At 36.4% G+C, this 15,403-nt stretch carries 17 protein-coding genes; 6 read left to right on the forward strand and 11 right to left on the reverse strand.

What is annotated here, in order from left to right; genetic code table 11:
- Positions 1 to 112: 112 nt before the first annotated feature.
- The 5 genes from recQ to EKM68_RS06285 form a co-directional block, all read right to left on the reverse strand.
- On the reverse strand, positions 113 to 1,918 hold the full coding sequence (gene recQ, locus EKM68_RS06265) for a DNA helicase RecQ (RefSeq protein WP_125588917.1): 1,806 nt from the start codon (positions 1,916 to 1,918) through the stop codon (positions 113 to 115).
- Between the two features lie 73 nt (positions 1,919 to 1,991).
- Complete coding sequence (locus EKM68_RS06270; RefSeq protein WP_125588919.1) at positions 1,992 to 2,642, reverse strand: TetR/AcrR family transcriptional regulator; 651 nt, start codon at positions 2,640 to 2,642, stop codon at positions 1,992 to 1,994.
- 15 nt (positions 2,643 to 2,657) lie between these two features.
- On the reverse strand, positions 2,658 to 3,407 hold the full coding sequence (locus EKM68_RS06275; protein ID WP_125588921.1) for an ABC transporter ATP-binding protein: 750 nt from the start codon (positions 3,405 to 3,407) through the stop codon (positions 2,658 to 2,660).
- A gap of 107 nt (positions 3,408 to 3,514) precedes the next feature.
- Positions 3,515 to 4,291, reverse strand: coding sequence for a Cof-type HAD-IIB family hydrolase (locus EKM68_RS06280; RefSeq protein WP_125588923.1), 777 nt, complete (start codon positions 4,289 to 4,291; stop codon positions 3,515 to 3,517).
- Entirely contained in the window at positions 4,288 to 4,785 is a 498-nt protein-coding gene (locus tag EKM68_RS06285; RefSeq protein WP_125588925.1) for a methylated-DNA--[protein]-cysteine S-methyltransferase, read from the reverse strand. Before EKM68_RS06285 ends, EKM68_RS06280 begins: the two co-directional genes overlap by 4 nt.
- A gap of 83 nt (positions 4,786 to 4,868) precedes the next feature.
- Between EKM68_RS06285 and EKM68_RS06290 the strand changes: the two genes are divergently transcribed.
- The 6 genes from EKM68_RS06290 (at position 4,869) to EKM68_RS06315 (ending at position 9,052) form a co-directional block, all read left to right on the forward strand.
- Complete coding sequence (locus EKM68_RS06290; RefSeq protein WP_125588927.1) at positions 4,869 to 5,414, forward strand: bifunctional transcriptional activator/DNA repair enzyme AdaA; 546 nt, start codon at positions 4,869 to 4,871, stop codon at positions 5,412 to 5,414.
- 89 nt (positions 5,415 to 5,503) lie between these two features.
- Positions 5,504 to 6,544 carry a MupG family TIM beta-alpha barrel fold protein gene (locus EKM68_RS06295; RefSeq protein WP_125588928.1) on the forward strand — a complete coding sequence of 347 codons (1,041 nt, stop codon included), beginning with the start codon at positions 5,504 to 5,506 and terminating at the stop codon, positions 6,542 to 6,544.
- 111 nt (positions 6,545 to 6,655) lie between these two features.
- Positions 6,656 to 7,486 (forward strand): phage integrase N-terminal SAM-like domain-containing protein, encoded by an 831-nt coding sequence (locus EKM68_RS06300; RefSeq protein ID WP_125588930.1) that lies wholly within the window; start codon positions 6,656 to 6,658, stop codon positions 7,484 to 7,486.
- 18 nt (positions 7,487 to 7,504) lie between these two features.
- The gene (locus EKM68_RS06305; protein ID WP_125588932.1) at positions 7,505 to 8,080 is read left to right on the forward strand and encodes an LOG family protein; all 576 of its coding nucleotides are present in this window, start codon (positions 7,505 to 7,507) and stop codon (positions 8,078 to 8,080) included.
- A 107-nt stretch (positions 8,081 to 8,187) separates the two neighbouring features.
- Complete coding sequence (locus EKM68_RS06310) at positions 8,188 to 8,622, forward strand: MarR family winged helix-turn-helix transcriptional regulator (RefSeq protein WP_125588934.1); 435 nt, start codon at positions 8,188 to 8,190, stop codon at positions 8,620 to 8,622.
- A 1-nt stretch (position 8,623) separates the two neighbouring features.
- On the forward strand, positions 8,624 to 9,052 hold the full coding sequence (locus tag EKM68_RS06315; RefSeq protein ID WP_125588956.1) for a GNAT family N-acetyltransferase: 429 nt from the start codon (positions 8,624 to 8,626) through the stop codon (positions 9,050 to 9,052).
- A gap of 296 nt (positions 9,053 to 9,348) precedes the next feature.
- Here EKM68_RS06315 and rbsK read toward each other — a convergent pair whose 3' ends face one another.
- The 6 genes from rbsK to rbsR are packed head-to-tail and all read right to left on the reverse strand — an operon-like array spanning position 9,349 to position 15,198.
- Positions 9,349 to 10,269 carry a ribokinase gene (gene rbsK, locus EKM68_RS06320; protein WP_225422973.1) on the reverse strand — a complete coding sequence of 307 codons (921 nt, stop codon included), beginning with the start codon at positions 10,267 to 10,269 and terminating at the stop codon, positions 9,349 to 9,351.
- A 40-nt stretch (positions 10,270 to 10,309) separates the two neighbouring features.
- Positions 10,310 to 11,269: a D-ribose ABC transporter substrate-binding protein gene (locus EKM68_RS06325; protein ID WP_125588938.1), complete on the reverse strand. Its 960-nt coding sequence runs from the start codon at positions 11,267 to 11,269 to the stop codon at positions 10,310 to 10,312.
- 23 nt (positions 11,270 to 11,292) lie between these two features.
- On the reverse strand, positions 11,293 to 12,279 hold the full coding sequence (locus EKM68_RS06330; RefSeq protein WP_125588940.1) for an ABC transporter permease subunit: 987 nt from the start codon (positions 12,277 to 12,279) through the stop codon (positions 11,293 to 11,295).
- Positions 12,263 to 13,762 carry a sugar ABC transporter ATP-binding protein gene (locus EKM68_RS06335; RefSeq protein WP_125588942.1) on the reverse strand — a complete coding sequence of 500 codons (1,500 nt, stop codon included), beginning with the start codon at positions 13,760 to 13,762 and terminating at the stop codon, positions 12,263 to 12,265. Before EKM68_RS06335 ends, EKM68_RS06330 begins: the two co-directional genes overlap by 17 nt.
- Positions 13,763 to 13,780: 18 nt before the next feature.
- A complete protein-coding gene (gene rbsD / locus EKM68_RS06340; RefSeq protein ID WP_125588944.1) occupies positions 13,781 to 14,173 on the reverse strand; it encodes a D-ribose pyranase in 393 nt (130 codons plus the stop codon).
- Positions 14,174 to 14,175: 2 nt separating this feature from the next.
- Positions 14,176 to 15,198: a ribose utilization transcriptional repressor RbsR gene (gene rbsR, locus EKM68_RS06345; RefSeq protein ID WP_225422972.1), complete on the reverse strand. Its 1,023-nt coding sequence runs from the start codon at positions 15,196 to 15,198 to the stop codon at positions 14,176 to 14,178.
- Positions 15,199 to 15,403: the final 205 nt, after the last annotated feature.

Here is a 15,403-nt window from a genome sequence, read left to right on the forward strand (position 1 = left end):
AATTGTGTTGTTTTTTTGTTTATGTTTTCGTAAAACATTTAATTTCACAAATCAAAACAAAAATATTGATTTTGATGTAAAAAAATAAGAGATTTTAGAATCTCCCATTTGTTTAATTTTTAACTTCATTTTGTTCATTTTTATAAGTTTTGACTAATTCAATGAAACGTTCACCGTATCGCTCAAGTTTTGCATTACCAACACCATTAACCGCCAAAAATTCATTTGCATTTTCAGGCATTTTTTGTGACATATCACGTAATGACTTATCAGAAAAGATAACAAACGGCGGTAAATCTTGTGCATGAGCAATGTCCAAGCGTAATTTTCTAAGACGTTCAAATAGTTTCTCATCATATGTTCCGTCATTAGCAATTTCTTTAACTTGATCAACTCTAATTGTAACGGTTTTTCGTGCCACAGTTGCTTGACCTTTAAGAACTTGGGCACCCTTCTTAGTTAATCTAAGCAATGGATATTGGCCACTGGTAGTTATTAAGTATCCATTGGCCGTCAAATATTCAATGAATTCATTAATTGATTTTAACGTCCAACCATTCAATATACCAAACGTTGATAGCTTGCCAAAGTTACGCCAATCACTTGCCACATCAGCCTTTCCAGCAAGTACTCTCCCCACTATCTTCTTACCATATTTCTGTTCCATTCTAACAACACAGCTCAAGACCTTCTGTGAATCATCTGTCACATCGGTCGTCTCACGATTATCCAAACAGTTAGAACAATGACCACAGTTTTCGTCAGTTATTTCTCCAAAATATCGCAGAATATAGCGCATCAGACAGACTTCAGTCATTGCATATTGATTCATCTCACGCAGTTTTTCCGACAAACTCTGCTTGTAGTCATCTTCTGCTTCAGATTGTTCAATAAAGAAACGATGTAATCTAAGATCAGCTGGTGTATATAGCAATATAGCCTCTGCTGGAAGTCCATCACGCCCTGCCCTACCAACTTCTTGGTAATAGCTTTCAATAGTCCCAGGAATCGTAAAATGGATAACATAGCGCACATTGGTTTTATTGATTCCCATTCCAAATGCATTCGTCGCAACAATGACATTGACTTCATCAAATAAAAAGTCTTCTTGCTGCTGATGACGTTCTTCATCATCTAGACCAGCATGATAACGTCCAGCTTTGATGCCGTGCTCATTCAAATATTCATAAATTGCATCGACATCTTTACGTCGCCCTGCATAGATTATTCCAGATTCATTTTTGTGAGATTTAACATAGTTCAGAACATAAGGAAGTTTGCTGACACCACGCTCAATTTTTAGAGCAATATTATCTCTAGCAAAACCAGTTTTGACAATATTATCATCGGGAATATCCAAAATCTTTACCAAATCATCTTGAACACGGCTTGTGGCAGTGGCTGTCAAAGCCAACCATGCTGGTTGACTAGGCAATTGATTCAATGGATCAATTATATTCAAATAACTGGGGCGAAAATCGTGACCCCAAGATGATAAAACGTGGGCCTCATCAATTGCTACAAGATCAATTGGTAATTGACATAGCCAACTGTAAAACTCTGGATTCTCAATCCGCTCCGGAGCAGCATACAATAGTTTAACAGCACCTGATTCAATATATCGCATACGTTCCTCTTGGTCACGATAATCGAGGGTACTATTAATAAAAGTGGCTGGTATGTTCATTTCATTCAGGCTATCAACTTGATCCTTCATCAAGGAAATCAGCGGACTGACGACTAACGTTAATCCTGAAAACATAATTGCTGGAAGTTGATAGCAGACTGACTTACCGCCACCTGTTGGCATTATTCCTAATGTGCGATCACCGTTCAATACGTGATTGATTATCCTACGTTGTCCAGGGCGAAAATGATCATACCCGAAGACGTCTTTCAAAACTGACTGCGAATCCAATTTGAATGCTCCTCAATTAAAAAGTACATTTACTAGCATATCACGATATTGCGAACCCGCAAACTAAGAAATATTATTTTGAAATCGATCGTATAATAGCAGATTCAATTTTTGTTAACTCATGGTCAATTTGCTCGTCAGTAGTATCAGGCATTAACTTTTGAGTTTGAATGAAATAAAGAAGCAGTTGACTTGCGGTCGTACGCAATACAAATAACAAATCAATATCATCCCTCAGCTGACCAGTCGCCTGCATCCCTCTCCAGACGACATTAACAAACTGACCTTTTTTCTCACCGACAAATTCCAGCGCCATTTCCTTAACATCATTATTAACCAATAATTCTGAAACAAGAATTAAGATTGCACTCTTATTGTTAACCAAAAAATTAAATCGATCTCGAATGATGAAGTGAATCATCTGTTCTAGCGAAGCACTGTGATTAGACACATCATTAATGAACTTACCACCATATTCAGGCAATAAATGTTTAACAACTGGTTCAATGATAGACTTCAGCAAAATATCCTTTGTCTTAAAATATTTAAATATAGTTGCCTGACTCATTCCAGATTCTGTAGCAATTTCGGCAGTTGATGTGCCGTCATAGCCTTGCTCAGAAAAAAGCTTAATGGCGGCCTTTAGCACATTACGCTTCCCGTTTGGCATTTTACTATTTTCGATCCAATCATTAAGATCTTTAAATACTATATCTTCACTCATCTTAATTAAACCTTTCTACATTTTTCTAGCATTATTTGTATTATAAATGGCTTCTGCTTTTAAGAAAACCTCTTCAATTGAGTTAACTTGATAATACTGCTTCAGTGAATATGGATCACTATAAGCAATAATACTACCACCGAGTAATAGTGCGACTTCATCTACCAATTCCGCCTCATCCATAACGTGAGTAGTTACCATAATAGTCTTCCCTTGATTACGCAAGTTCTTTAGTTCTGTCCATATACTTCTCCGCAAGGCTGGATCAACACCAACAGTAGGTTCATCTAATATTAGGACATCATTATTACCTAATAATGCAATTGCTAAAGACAGGCGGCGTTTCATACCTCCGGAATACCCACTAACTCGCTTGTCCAGATCAGGTATCAAGTCAACGACTTGAGCCACGTGGTTGATCTGCATTCCTGCACTACGCTTATTCAAGCCTTTCATATCTGAATAGAATTGAAGATTCTCACGTCCACTTAATGATTCATACAAGGCATCTGATTGCGCCATATAACCGATTCTACCCAATAACTCACGGTTAGGCATTTGCTTTCCAAAAACAGTCGTACGTCCTGAATCTGCCAATTCCATACCAAGAACAATCTTAATAACGGTCGACTTACCAGCACCTGATGGTCCAATCAATCCTACTATCTGTCCAGGATAGATCTGCATATTAACATGATCAAGTACAGTCTGCTTACCAAAACTCTTCACTACATTATTTAAAGTAATTACACTCATATTATTCATAATGCATCTCCTCAATTTTAGTGAGTGAGTATTCACTAACTTTCTAAACAAAGTTTACTTCATGTTAATAAAGAAGTAAATAAAAAACTTCAACATTAATTGAAGTTTCAAATTAACTCTAAATTTTTACAAGCGTTCAAAATACCATCATCATAAACACCAGTTGTAACATAATCAGCAACCTGCAATACATCTGGGTTACCATCCCCCATAGCCACTGAAAAACCAACTGTATCGAACATTGGTAAATCATTAACTTCATCACCAAAAGCAATCGTTTTTTCTGCTGAAATATTCATACTCGTTAGTATCTCTTGAATTCCGATAGCTTTACTTGACTGATTCATAGTTACATCATAGACATTGTCAGCAACCTTTAGCATTTTGATCCCGTCTACCGGAACAGTCTCCGGTATATTATCTGCATTCATTACAATCAATTGAATAATATCTTCGGGCAGACTTCCATCGGGAATGGTTTTAAATCCCATTGAGCCATCCCCAGTAAAATGCGAGCTTTCGTAGATATATAGTTTCTCAACTGTTTCAAAACAAAATTCGATCTTCTGACTCAAAAAATAATCGACTACCGCTGCTAGATGTTCTTTGTCAAAAGTGTCATGTGCAATTGTCTGATGATCAAAAACAACATAACGGCCATTATTGGCAATGAAATTATCAACCTCTAAGTTATTTAAAATATCCTTGATCATTCCATAGTTCCTTCCGGTGGCAATGACTGGTTCAATGCCTGTACAACGTAATTGCTTTATCGCAGCCTTAGCAGATTCAGGGATCCGACTTAAAATTGTATTATCCTCTGACGTCTTGTGACCAGCTAGTGTGCCATCAATATCAAAGAAGGCTATTTTATATTGGTTCATAATTGTACATTCCTCTCTAGTTGTAATAAATCAGACTTCATTGCTAATCCTCCACGATAACCACCTAAGGTACCATCTTTAGCAAGTACACGGTGACACGGGACAACTAGCGGCACAGGATTCTTACCGATGGCCGTTCCCACGGCACGCACTGCCTTGGGTCGGTTGATCTCATTTGCTATCTTCGTATAATTAGATACACTGCCATAAGGTATCTTAGCGACAGCTTTCCAAACAGATTCTTGAAACTCTGTTCCTGAAATATCTATCTTCAAATTGAATTTTGTTCGTTCTCCTTGTAAATATTCCTTAACCTCATTGACACATTTTTGAGTACGAACTTTACTTTCAATAAAATTGGCTTTAGGATAAAAGACTGACATATCAGATAAAGTTTCATCCCTCAATCCGACATATGCTAATCCTTTATCGGTCACTGCAATAATATATGTATGATTATCAAACTCAATTATTTGGTAATAAATTTCTTTCATAATTAACACCTGCTTTTGTATATCCTTAGTATATGCTACAATTCACTTAAAAATCTTGCTCTTAAATTATTAGGAGGCAAAAAATGAAAAAATATCCCTTAACTGAACATCGTTGGCAACAGATCATTAATAATGACACTCAAAGTAATTTCTACTACGGTGTAACGACTACTAAGATTTTTTGCAAGCCATCATGTCACTCACGTAATCCTTTAAGAGATAACGTTTTGATTTTTAAAGAAGTTGGTGAAGCAATTGATGCTGGATTTCGACCTTGTAAAAGATGCCAGCCTACTGGTGAAGTTACTAACTATGACTGGGTCAGCGAGATCAAAACTTATCTAGATAATAACTACCAAAGGAAGCTAGATCTTACCACTATATCCGAAGAATGCCATGGTAGTCCATTCAACCTTCAAAGAACCTTCAAAAATGAAAGTGGTCTAACACCTCGACAATATTTGACCGAAATACGCCTAAACAAATCAAAGAACTTATTACAAACAACTGATCTTTCCATCAAATCAATTGCATTAAGAGTTGGCTTTTCTAGTGATACTTATTTCATCACTGTTTTTAAAAGACATTTTATGCAAACGCCTGACAGTTTTCGCTTACAAAAGTTATGATACTATAAACAATTGTCAAAATATATGGATATATTATTCAAAAAATAATATCATATATTTAAGTTAACGTTTTCACGAAGGAGTAACACATGATTGGATTCTCTTTTTATTTGGATCAAACATTCGATAACGAATCTTTACAATACTTCAAAAGTATGAAGAATTATGGATTTTCCGAAGTATTTACATCAGTTCATATCCATGAAAAAGATTCACAAAAATATCTTCAAACTTTTGATAAATTACTAAAGGCAATCCAGAATTTGAATTTGAAACTCATCATCGACATTGATAAGCCTTCATTGCATATCCTTCACAACAAATTAGACAATCTTGATCTTATACTACGTCTTGACGATAGTTTTTCTTATGATGATATTGTTTCACTAAGTAAACAGACAATTATTGCACTCAATGCAGGTACAATCGATGATCATGATATTAATGAATTAAAGAAATTAGACATCGACTTTCATACATTGGAAGCTTGGTACAGTCAATATCCACATCCCGAAACCGGTCTTGACCTCACATGGATTGCTCAAAAGAATCGTTGGCTTCGAAAACTTGGATTTAAAACACAGGCCTTCGTTACCGGAAATGAACCCTATCGGACTCCATTGATGGCAGGATCTCCTACATTGGAACGTCATCGAAATATCAGTCCATTCATTGCTGCGGTTGAATTGGACAAATTAAATACTGACGGTGTCGTTATCGGTGATCCTTATCTTGAATTAGAACTAAGAAAATCATTTGATGACTATTTTATTAATGGCTATATTCCACTGCACATATCTAACATTAAAATTGGCACACCAAGTTACTTATTTACAAAGGTATTTCACAATCGTAAGGATCCCGCTCGAGATGCAATTAGACTAACCGAGAGTCGAGAAATGAACCATCGTCATATCGGACCAACAAATAATATTGAACGTGTCTTTGGCTCTGTAACAATCGATAATCGTAACTATGGTGCATATATGGGTGAGATTCAAATAGTTTGTCGCCGCTTACCTGCCAATCAAAATGTTAACGTTCTTGGTACGATAATAGAAAGTGACTTAAAATTATTATCATATATCGATGCTGGCTCTGCGTTCAAAATAATTAGAGCTCATAGTTAATATTATATTAAAGAAAGTCATTCATATTTAATGTGTGGCTTTTTTTATACGTCAGAATACGATTGTATCAGCATTTACGGTATAATTATAGTTATGTAAAGGAGGTTTCATATGTCAAAAATTCCATATCTGACCGGTTTTAATGCCTATTTAAAAACTCGCCATATCTCACCACGAGCACACACTGAATATATGAATTCTCTAAACGATTTTTTCTCATACACAATTCAACACAATGAGGAATATAAAATTTCTGAAGATATCAAGGATGTTCACGAAATGGACGTTCGTCACTTTAAAAATTTTATGCTGGAAAGACTCCATCTTAGTCCTAGTACCATCAACAAAGTTGTCAGTAATTTAAACGTCTACTTCAAGTATCTGTTTAGTATGAAAAAAACACCAGAAATCCCGACACTGAATATTAATAGTGTTGTTGTCCCTAAACAAAGTGACTTTCCAGTGGAAGTTTTTCAAAATCTGCCTAAATATCTGAATTCAGACCTCAGTATATACACTCGCTTGCTGATTCTAATAATATCTAAAGGTTTCAATTACAAAGAAGCCATGGAACCCGATTTTTATCAGAGATTTAATCAACTGAATTTTTCTACTTTAGAAAAAAAATTTCTCGAAAGTTATCAAGCTTTTATGATGCCACTAAGATCACAGTGGAACAATCAAAACTTATTTTTAAGTCGCAACAAGGGAGCTAACTCTCCACTACTGACCGTTCCTGCACTACATCGTGACCTCAAACGCGACGGTGAAAATACCGGATTAGACCTAGCGCCTAAAAAGCTCTATACAACTTTTATTCTGATGGCTTTAAGCACTAAAGATTTAACTGAGGATCAAGAACGTGCTCTTGATGCACTTGAAACTGCATCCCTTTTGTATTATCGTCGTTTAAAACGTGAATTAAACTTTATGAATGAATAAATAGGAAGTGTGACTAATTTGAAAAATATTGCTGTATACTGTGGCGCTGCTACAGGTAATGATCCAATTTATACTATTGCTGCCAAGAAACTAGCTCACTGGATAACCAATAACAATTATGGATTAACATATGGTGGCGGACGCTTTGGTCTAATGGGTGTTATGGCTGAAACTGTTATATCTGACGATGGCTATGTCCACGGAATAATCACTGAAAATTTAGCGTCACGTAATTTATCTCAAACCAATCTGTCAAAGTTAGATATTGTGGATGGTATGGATGCCAGAAAACGTGCTATGTTGGATAATTCGATTGCTAGTATTGCGCTACCAGGCGGTCCTGGTACACTAGAAGAGATTTCTGAAGCATATTCATGGACTAGAATTGGTGATAATAACAATCCTTGTATCTTCTACAATGTGAATCATTACTATGATGCACTTGAAACTTTTTTTGATACTATGACTGATAACGAATTCTTAACTAGGACTGATCGAGATAAACTGCTATTCAGTGATTCACTAGGTGAAATTAAAGAATTTATTGATACATATATTCCACCCAAGTTGCGTTCATTTAAAAATGCTAAGTAACAACATTCCTAAAGTCTTTATCAGACTTTAGGTTTTTTTATTATTTTTAGTGGACAAAAGCCACTAGTTAGAATATAATGGCTTTTATCCACTAAAGGAGATACAAAATGTTAAATAAAAATGAAATTAGTTTGATCAGAAAATTCAATCGTCAATATACCAATACACTAGGTTTACTCAACAAACGTGTATTTAATACCGAATTAAGTTTCCCTGAGGCACGTGTTCTAATGTCCATAAATCAAGGCTCAACCCCAATGAACATTGCTAACAAATTAAATTTGGATGCAAGTTATACTAGCCGTATTATCAAAAAACTAACTAAACTAAACTATGTTCAGAAAAGCACCTCTGCGACTGATGCCAGATCTAAAAATCTTTCTTTAACTGCTAACGGGATTACCCTATTAGAAAAAATAGATACTGATTCAGATGTTCAAATTCAAAACTTAATTGAAAATCTATCGGCCAAAAAGCAATCTGAATTATATCAAGCATTTGAAACAATAAATAATATTTTATTTGAAAACGATGGTGAATAATATGTGGAACACAAAAACATTCAAAGAGTTAGATACGCAGGAATTATATGATCTGATGAATTTAAGAGTTAGAACCTTTGTAGTTGAGCAAGAACGAATCTATCAAGAACTTGATAACAATGATCTTCATTCAATTCATGTGTTCAAATATGATGGTGAGCAAATGGTTGCTTACGCGCGAATTTTCAAAGAAGAAGGCCATATTACTTTTGGTAGAGTTGTTGCTGATAAAGGACATCGTGGAACTGGCCTTGGTGCTGATTTGGTAGAACAGGTTTTAAAGGTTATTGCTGAAAAATACCCTGAACAAGAAATTATTATTGAAGCACAAACTTATGTAGAAGGCTTTTATAAGAAGTTTGGCTTTCGCAGTGTTGGTGATGAATTTTTATTTAACCACACTCCTCATATAAAAATGATTAAAGAATAATATAAAAAATTAAATACTGATTTCAAGGCTTTTATCTTTTACTATTTAACAAAAGGTACTATATTTACGGTGTCAGATAGAGGTAGCTAAGTACCTTCTACCTGATGGATATTTCCTTAGATTATCATTTTAATTGATTGTGGTTTCCCACTAATGAATATTAAATATGATACCCCTCCCAATTTTAAAATTAATATACGATAAATTTAAAATACGATATAGATCAACTAAAAAATTCCATCAATTCCCTGATACGAAAACACGCCAGATTTTAATCTGACGTGTTTTTTTTATTACTATTTTTGTGCATCAAGCACTGCTTGTTTCATTGGTATCGAAGGAAATGCTCCCAATTTTTGAACAGTTAATGATGAAGCTCTGCTTGCATAAGTAACGGCTTCAAATAAATTAGCAAAATCCATTTCCAAGACTGATGCCAAGGCACCGATAAATGTGTCACCGGCAGCAGTCGTATCAACTGCATCAACCTTGAATGCTGGTACTATTTTGCCAGTACCATTGAGTGATACATAAGATCCATGTTCACCAATCGTAATAATGACATTCTTGATACCGAATCTTTCGTAGTATCTAGCTGAATCTTCCATCGATTGTTCGTTTGTTATCTTAATACCTGTGATCAGTTCACTCTCAGTCTCATTTGGTACGATCAAGTCTGTCAGTGATAAGAGATCAGCTGGTATTTCATCATTTGCAGGTGCCGGGTTTAGAATCGTCTTCTTCCCTGCCTGGTGAGCGAACTGAAAGGCGGTGATTCCTGTATCCATAGGCGTCTCAAATTCTGTAATAACAAAATCGCTTGTTTGAATGGTTTCCATAGCATTTTGAATATCAGCTTGAGTTAGTTCAAAGTTGGCTCCAGCTTGAACGATAATTGAGTTTTGCCCAGATTCTTGAAGGAGGATATAGGCCTGGCCAGTATTACTACCAGTGACTACTCTAACGTTATCGGTATTTATTTTGTTATCGTTCAATTGTTTGAGCATGAACTCACCGTTGCTGTCATCACCAACACATCCAACGAAATAAGTTTCAGCATCTGATCTAGCTGACGAAACAGCTTGATTAGCACCTTTACCACCTGCGGCTTTAGAGAATGACTGCATCCCTATTGTTTCACCTGGCTGCGGTAATTGTTTTATATGTAGAATACTATCAACATTGATGCTTCCAACTACAGTTACTTTGTTCATAATAATAGATCTCCCTTACTAATAATTAAAAGGTGACTGGCTATTATTTATTCAAGCTTTCTGTAGTAACAAGTTTCAATGGTGATTCAATGTTCTTCTTAACTGTCTTACCATTGAAGTGATCATATGCAGCTTGAAGAGCTAGTCTACCCATTTCTTCTGGTTGTTGAGCAACTGTAGCTGCCATCTTACCTGATTTAACAGCTTTAATACCATCATCTTCGCCATCAAATCCAACGATTGTTACTTCTTTACCAGCGGCCTTAACGGCTTGAACTGCACCAAGAGCCATTTCGTCGTTTTGTGAGAAGATACCAACAATATCGCTGTTACCTTGAAGAATATTTTCTGTTGTACTTAGTCCTTTAGCACGATCGAATCCAGCAGTTTGTTTTGCAACAATGTCTAATTTACCTTTTGCTGCATTGTCAAAACCTTTACCACGTTCACGTGTAGCTGAAGCTCCTGGAATACCTTGTAATTCAGCAATCTTAGCATCGTTACCAAGTTTATCGATCATGAATTTAGCAGCCATTTGACCACCTTTTGTTGAGTTTGAAGCAACTAGTGAAAGAACTTTACCACCATCAGCTGAACGATCAACTGTGATAACTGGAATTCCAGCATCATTAGCATCTTTAACAGCAGGTGTAATCGCACTTGAATCAACCGGGTTGATGATCAAAACATCAACTTTTTTAGTAATTAAATCTTCAATATCATTGTTTTGCTTGGCTGTATCATTTTGTGCATCTGAAATTTGTACTTTCGTACTCTTTTTATCAGCCAAACCTTGAATACCTTTTTTAACTGAAACGAAGAATGGATTTGATTGTGTTGATAGTGAAACTCCAACTTTCAAATCTTTAGGACTCTTTTTCTCGACCTTGGAGCTGTTTGAATCTCCTGAATCTAGCCCTGACTTACCACATGCGGCAAGTGCAAAAATTGCGATAAATGTGACACTAATAAGTGCAATGATACGTTTCAAAGATTTATTCATTGTGTTTAATCCCCTTAAGATTATTATTTGTCGTTTGATTTGCGATCTAATAATACAGCGATAATAATTACGATACCTTTAACAATTTGTTGATAGAAACTAGAAATACCTAATAAATTCATACCGTTGTTCAATGTTCCGATGATCAGAGCACCGATCAAGGTACCAAAGATACGACCTTTACCACCTGCAAGGCTCGTACCTCCTAATACAACCGCCGCAATGGCATCCATTTCATAAGATGTACCCGCATCCGGTTGGGCCGAACTCAAACGTGATGTCAAAATTATTCCGGCAATAGCAGCCATTAAACCTGAGATTGTATAGATCCAAATTGTGACCATCTTTGTCTTAACACCAGCGATGAATGCAGCATTTTCATTACCACCAAGAGCATAAGTTTTACGACCAAAAGTTGTCTTGTGTAGTAACAAATATAGTACTAGATAGACGATTGCCATAATGAAAATTGGAAATGGAATACCGAGAAGATAACCTCTACCCATGAATTGGAACAAGAAGCTATCGTTCATTTTGGTACCAGTAATCGGATTACCGTTAGTGAACACATAAGTCGCACCACGGAAAATCGTCATTGTAGCTAATGTAGCAATAAATGGTGCTGCCTTACCATAGGCAATCAATAGTCCATTAACGAATCCGAGTAGTGAGCCTAAGGCAATACCGGCTAACAATGCAATTACAGGTGAAATACCAGTTGATAGTAACGTTGCTGTAACTGCTCCTGTCAAAGCTAGAATAGAACCGACTGACAAATCGATACCACCAGTCAAAATTACAAACGTCATACCAAATGCAATAACCGCATTAATGGAAACTTGACGTAACAAGTTCAATAAGTTGTTCGGTTGAATGAATCCCGGACTAAGCACTGTTACTAAAATCACTAATACGATCAGTGCTAGAAGTGGCCCCATTTTCCCAACAAATTTTTTAAAATCAAATCCTTTTGCTTTTTCAGCCTCAACTGATTTAGTTTGCTCTTGCATTATCTGCCCCTCCTGTCGCCAATGTCATAACTGATTCCTGAGTAGCACCTTTCGTGTCCACAATTCCAGAAATCTTGCCTTCATAAACGACTGCAATCTTATCGCTCATACCAAGGACCTCTGGCAAATCACTTGAGATCATGATAATAGCAACATTCCTATCAGTTAGTTCGTTCATTAAATCGTATATTTCCCTCTTTGCTCCGACATCAACTCCTCTTGTTGGTTCGTCTAAGATCAAGACCCTTGATCCAGATCCGACCCACTTTGCCAAGACAACTTTTTGCTGATTACCACCACTCAAACTGCCAGCAGTAACTTGCTCATTCATTGCTTTAACCGTCAGTCGTTTCATCAATAGACTGGCAAATTCGTCAACAGATTTGTCATCGATCAATCCGTGTTTGACGAAGCCATTGATTGAAGGCAATGCAATGTTGTCTCGCAGTGAATCAGCTAGGATCAATCCTTCATCCTTTCGATTCTCAGTCAAGAACCCGATTCGATGCTTAATGGCTGACTCAGGATCTTTGATCTTGACCTTCTTGCCATCTAGATAAATTTCTCCGGAATTGTAATGATCGATACCAAATATCGCACGCATAATTTCCGTACGACCGGCACCCATCAATCCCGAGAAGGCAAGAATCTCTCCCTCATGGACATCAAAACTAACATCTTTGAAAACACCTTTTTCTGTAAGGTTCTTAACTGACAATATTGTTTTACCAAAATGAGGATCTCTATCCGGATAGAAGTCACCGATTTCACGACCAACCATGTCGCGAACAAGTTGTTTCATATCAACATCTTTGGTCATATATTCATTAACTGAGATTCCATCTCGCATGACCGTGACCTTGTCGGCAATTTTGAATATTTCTTCCATCCGGTGAGAAATATAAATGAATCCTACGCCTTGTTTCTTGAGTTCATTTACAACACCGAACAACTGCTCAATCTCGTTCTCCGTCAATGCAGCAGTTGGTTCATCCATAATAATGATCTTAGCATCAGTCATGATTGATTTAGCAATTTCAATCAACTGTTGACGACCAACACTCAATGTACCAATAGGCTTATCAACATCGATATCAGCACCTAACTTACCAAGGTATTCACGAGCTTGCTTGCGCATTTTGTCTTCGTTGATCATGCCAAACTTATTCTTGATTTCTTTATTCAAAAACATGTTGTCAACAACTGACATCTCCAAGAAGTTATTCATTTCTTGATGAATAAAACTAATGCCATGCTGTTCTGCATCTAGCGGCCCTGAATAACTAGTTGATTGTCCATCAACCAATATTTCTCCACCGTCATCGCCATACAATCCCGTTAAAATATTCATAAGTGTCGATTTACCAGCACCATTTTCACCCATCAAAGCATGTACCTCACCGGACTCTACAGCAAAATCGACACCCTCTAGAACCTTATTAGCACCGAAGGCTTTGGAGATATTCTTCATCTCGATCTTCATTTTTTCACCCCCTCAGGTTTAAAATGTGACACCACTTTCTAGAATGATGTTTGAATATGGAGTTACTTCTCCAGTTCTAATGAATGCCTTATTAGTAGCTAATCGCTTCTTCATTTCGTCATGGGGAATGAATTCGATTGGAACATCGATGGCTGCTTGAATATTTTTAAGTTGTTCTGGATTTTGAGATTTGATTTCTTCAGCCAAAAAAATCTTTTGAACTTCAAGTTCAGTTAATACATTCTTCAAAACATCAATGAATTTTGGTAATCCTTTTTCAACTGCAAGATCAATTTTCTTTGTACCAGCTGGAACTGGCATACCGGCATCTCCGATTGATAAAGTATCAAAATGTCCCATGTCAGCGATAACTGCAGAAACCTGACTATTCAATACAGTTCCTTTTTTCATATTCACATCTCCAATTTTTTTGTTGAATCACGTATCTTTAGTTTCACATCTAAAACTACTGATCGATGTTTCGTAGTTGGATCATTCATTTTATTGACTAACATTTGAACAGCACGTTCACCGATTTCATCAATTGGTTGTTCGACAGTTGTCAAACGCGGCGTTAAGTAATTTGTTAAATTTATATTGTCGAATCCGACCACCGAATAATCTTCAGGAATACTCTTGTTATGTGATGACAGGCCTCGATATATTCCGATTGCGACATCATCGTTGATAGCAATTATCGCTGTTGCATCCGTCTCAATGATTTTTTCAACAGCGTCAACACCACCACTGGGATCAAAATTTGCTTGAAAAACCAAATCCAATGGAACTTCAACCTGATGTTGTTTAAACGCCAATTTGTAACCTTCAAATCTGTGTTTCAAATTTAAAGTCAATCCAAACGGTAAGACTATGGCAATTCGTTTATGTCCTAATTCCAATAAATGACTTGCGATGAGTTCACCTGCTTTTAATTCATTGATCAATACCATATCGTATTTGCCGCTTAGATCGGCTTGATCAGTTAGAACCATCGGCAAACTATTCGAGATCGCTAATTTATCAACGATTTCTTGTGAAGCACCTGGAGCTGCTAAAATCAGTCCTTTTTGAGTACCAGAAATAAATTGCTCTATAAAATAATCAATATTCTCATGGAACCCATTCACACTGAACACTTGAGGAAATATTCCTTTCGGAATTGCTGCATTTTCTACGCTTAGAACTAGACTAGCAAAGAAGGGATTCATGATATTAGGTATCACGATGCCAATTGAATTACTACGTTGTCCAACTAAACCCCGGGCATAAAAATTAGGATGATAGTTCAGAACTCGTTGAGCTTCTTGCACTTTGCGAATTGTTGCATCACTGAATCTATCACCCTTACCGTTTAAAATCTGTGAGACTGCTGTAACAGAAATACCTATATACTGTGCAACATCACGAATTGTTGTACTCTTACTTGCCCCATTCAATTCATCCCTCCTAATCGAAGTAAAACGTTTTACCATTCCTAACCGTTTTTTATTATATATCCGTTCTGAAAGCGCTGTCAACATATTTTTTATGAGTAGTTTAAACATAATTATAAGTTATATATAAAGTAAGCACCTAATAACCGACCGTCTATGATTTAGGCGGAATTCGAATTATGATTATCTCATCAAACATATTGGTGAG

Origin of the sequence: Companilactobacillus jidongensis (genome assembly GCF_003946575.1) — a bacterium.
In the GTDB taxonomy this organism is placed as follows: domain Bacteria; phylum Bacillota; class Bacilli; order Lactobacillales; family Lactobacillaceae; genus Companilactobacillus; species Companilactobacillus jidongensis.

What these genes read in the sequence shown, in the direction of transcription:
- EKM68_RS06270 (WP_125588919.1), bottom strand. Translation starts at nt 2,642, where the DNA reads ATGAGTGAAGATATAGTATTTAAAGATCTTAATGATTGGATCGAAAAT.
- EKM68_RS06275 (WP_125588921.1), bottom strand. Translation starts at nt 3,407, where the DNA reads ATGAATAATATGAGTGTAATTACTTTAAATAATGTAGTGAAGAGTTTT.
- EKM68_RS06280 (WP_125588923.1), bottom strand. Translation starts at nt 4,291, where the DNA reads ATGAACCAATATAAAATAGCCTTCTTTGATATTGATGGCACACTAGCT.
- EKM68_RS06285 (WP_125588925.1), bottom strand. Translation starts at nt 4,785, where the DNA reads ATGAAAGAAATTTATTACCAAATAATTGAGTTTGATAATCATACATAT.
- EKM68_RS06290 (WP_125588927.1), top strand. Translation starts at nt 4,869, where the DNA reads ATGAAAAAATATCCCTTAACTGAACATCGTTGGCAACAGATCATTAAT.
- EKM68_RS06295 (WP_125588928.1), top strand. Translation starts at nt 5,504, where the DNA reads ATGATTGGATTCTCTTTTTATTTGGATCAAACATTCGATAACGAATCT.
- EKM68_RS06300 (WP_125588930.1), top strand. Translation starts at nt 6,656, where the DNA reads ATGTCAAAAATTCCATATCTGACCGGTTTTAATGCCTATTTAAAAACT.
- EKM68_RS06310 (WP_125588934.1), top strand. Translation starts at nt 8,188, where the DNA reads ATGTTAAATAAAAATGAAATTAGTTTGATCAGAAAATTCAATCGTCAA.
- EKM68_RS06315 (WP_125588956.1), top strand. Translation starts at nt 8,624, where the DNA reads ATGTGGAACACAAAAACATTCAAAGAGTTAGATACGCAGGAATTATAT.
- EKM68_RS06325 (WP_125588938.1), bottom strand. Translation starts at nt 11,269, where the DNA reads ATGAATAAATCTTTGAAACGTATCATTGCACTTATTAGTGTCACATTT.
- EKM68_RS06330 (WP_125588940.1), bottom strand. Translation starts at nt 12,279, where the DNA reads ATGCAAGAGCAAACTAAATCAGTTGAGGCTGAAAAAGCAAAAGGATTT.
- EKM68_RS06335 (WP_125588942.1), bottom strand. Translation starts at nt 13,762, where the DNA reads ATGAAGATCGAGATGAAGAATATCTCCAAAGCCTTCGGTGCTAATAAG.
- rbsD (WP_125588944.1), bottom strand. Translation starts at nt 14,173, where the DNA reads ATGAAAAAAGGAACTGTATTGAATAGTCAGGTTTCTGCAGTTATCGCT.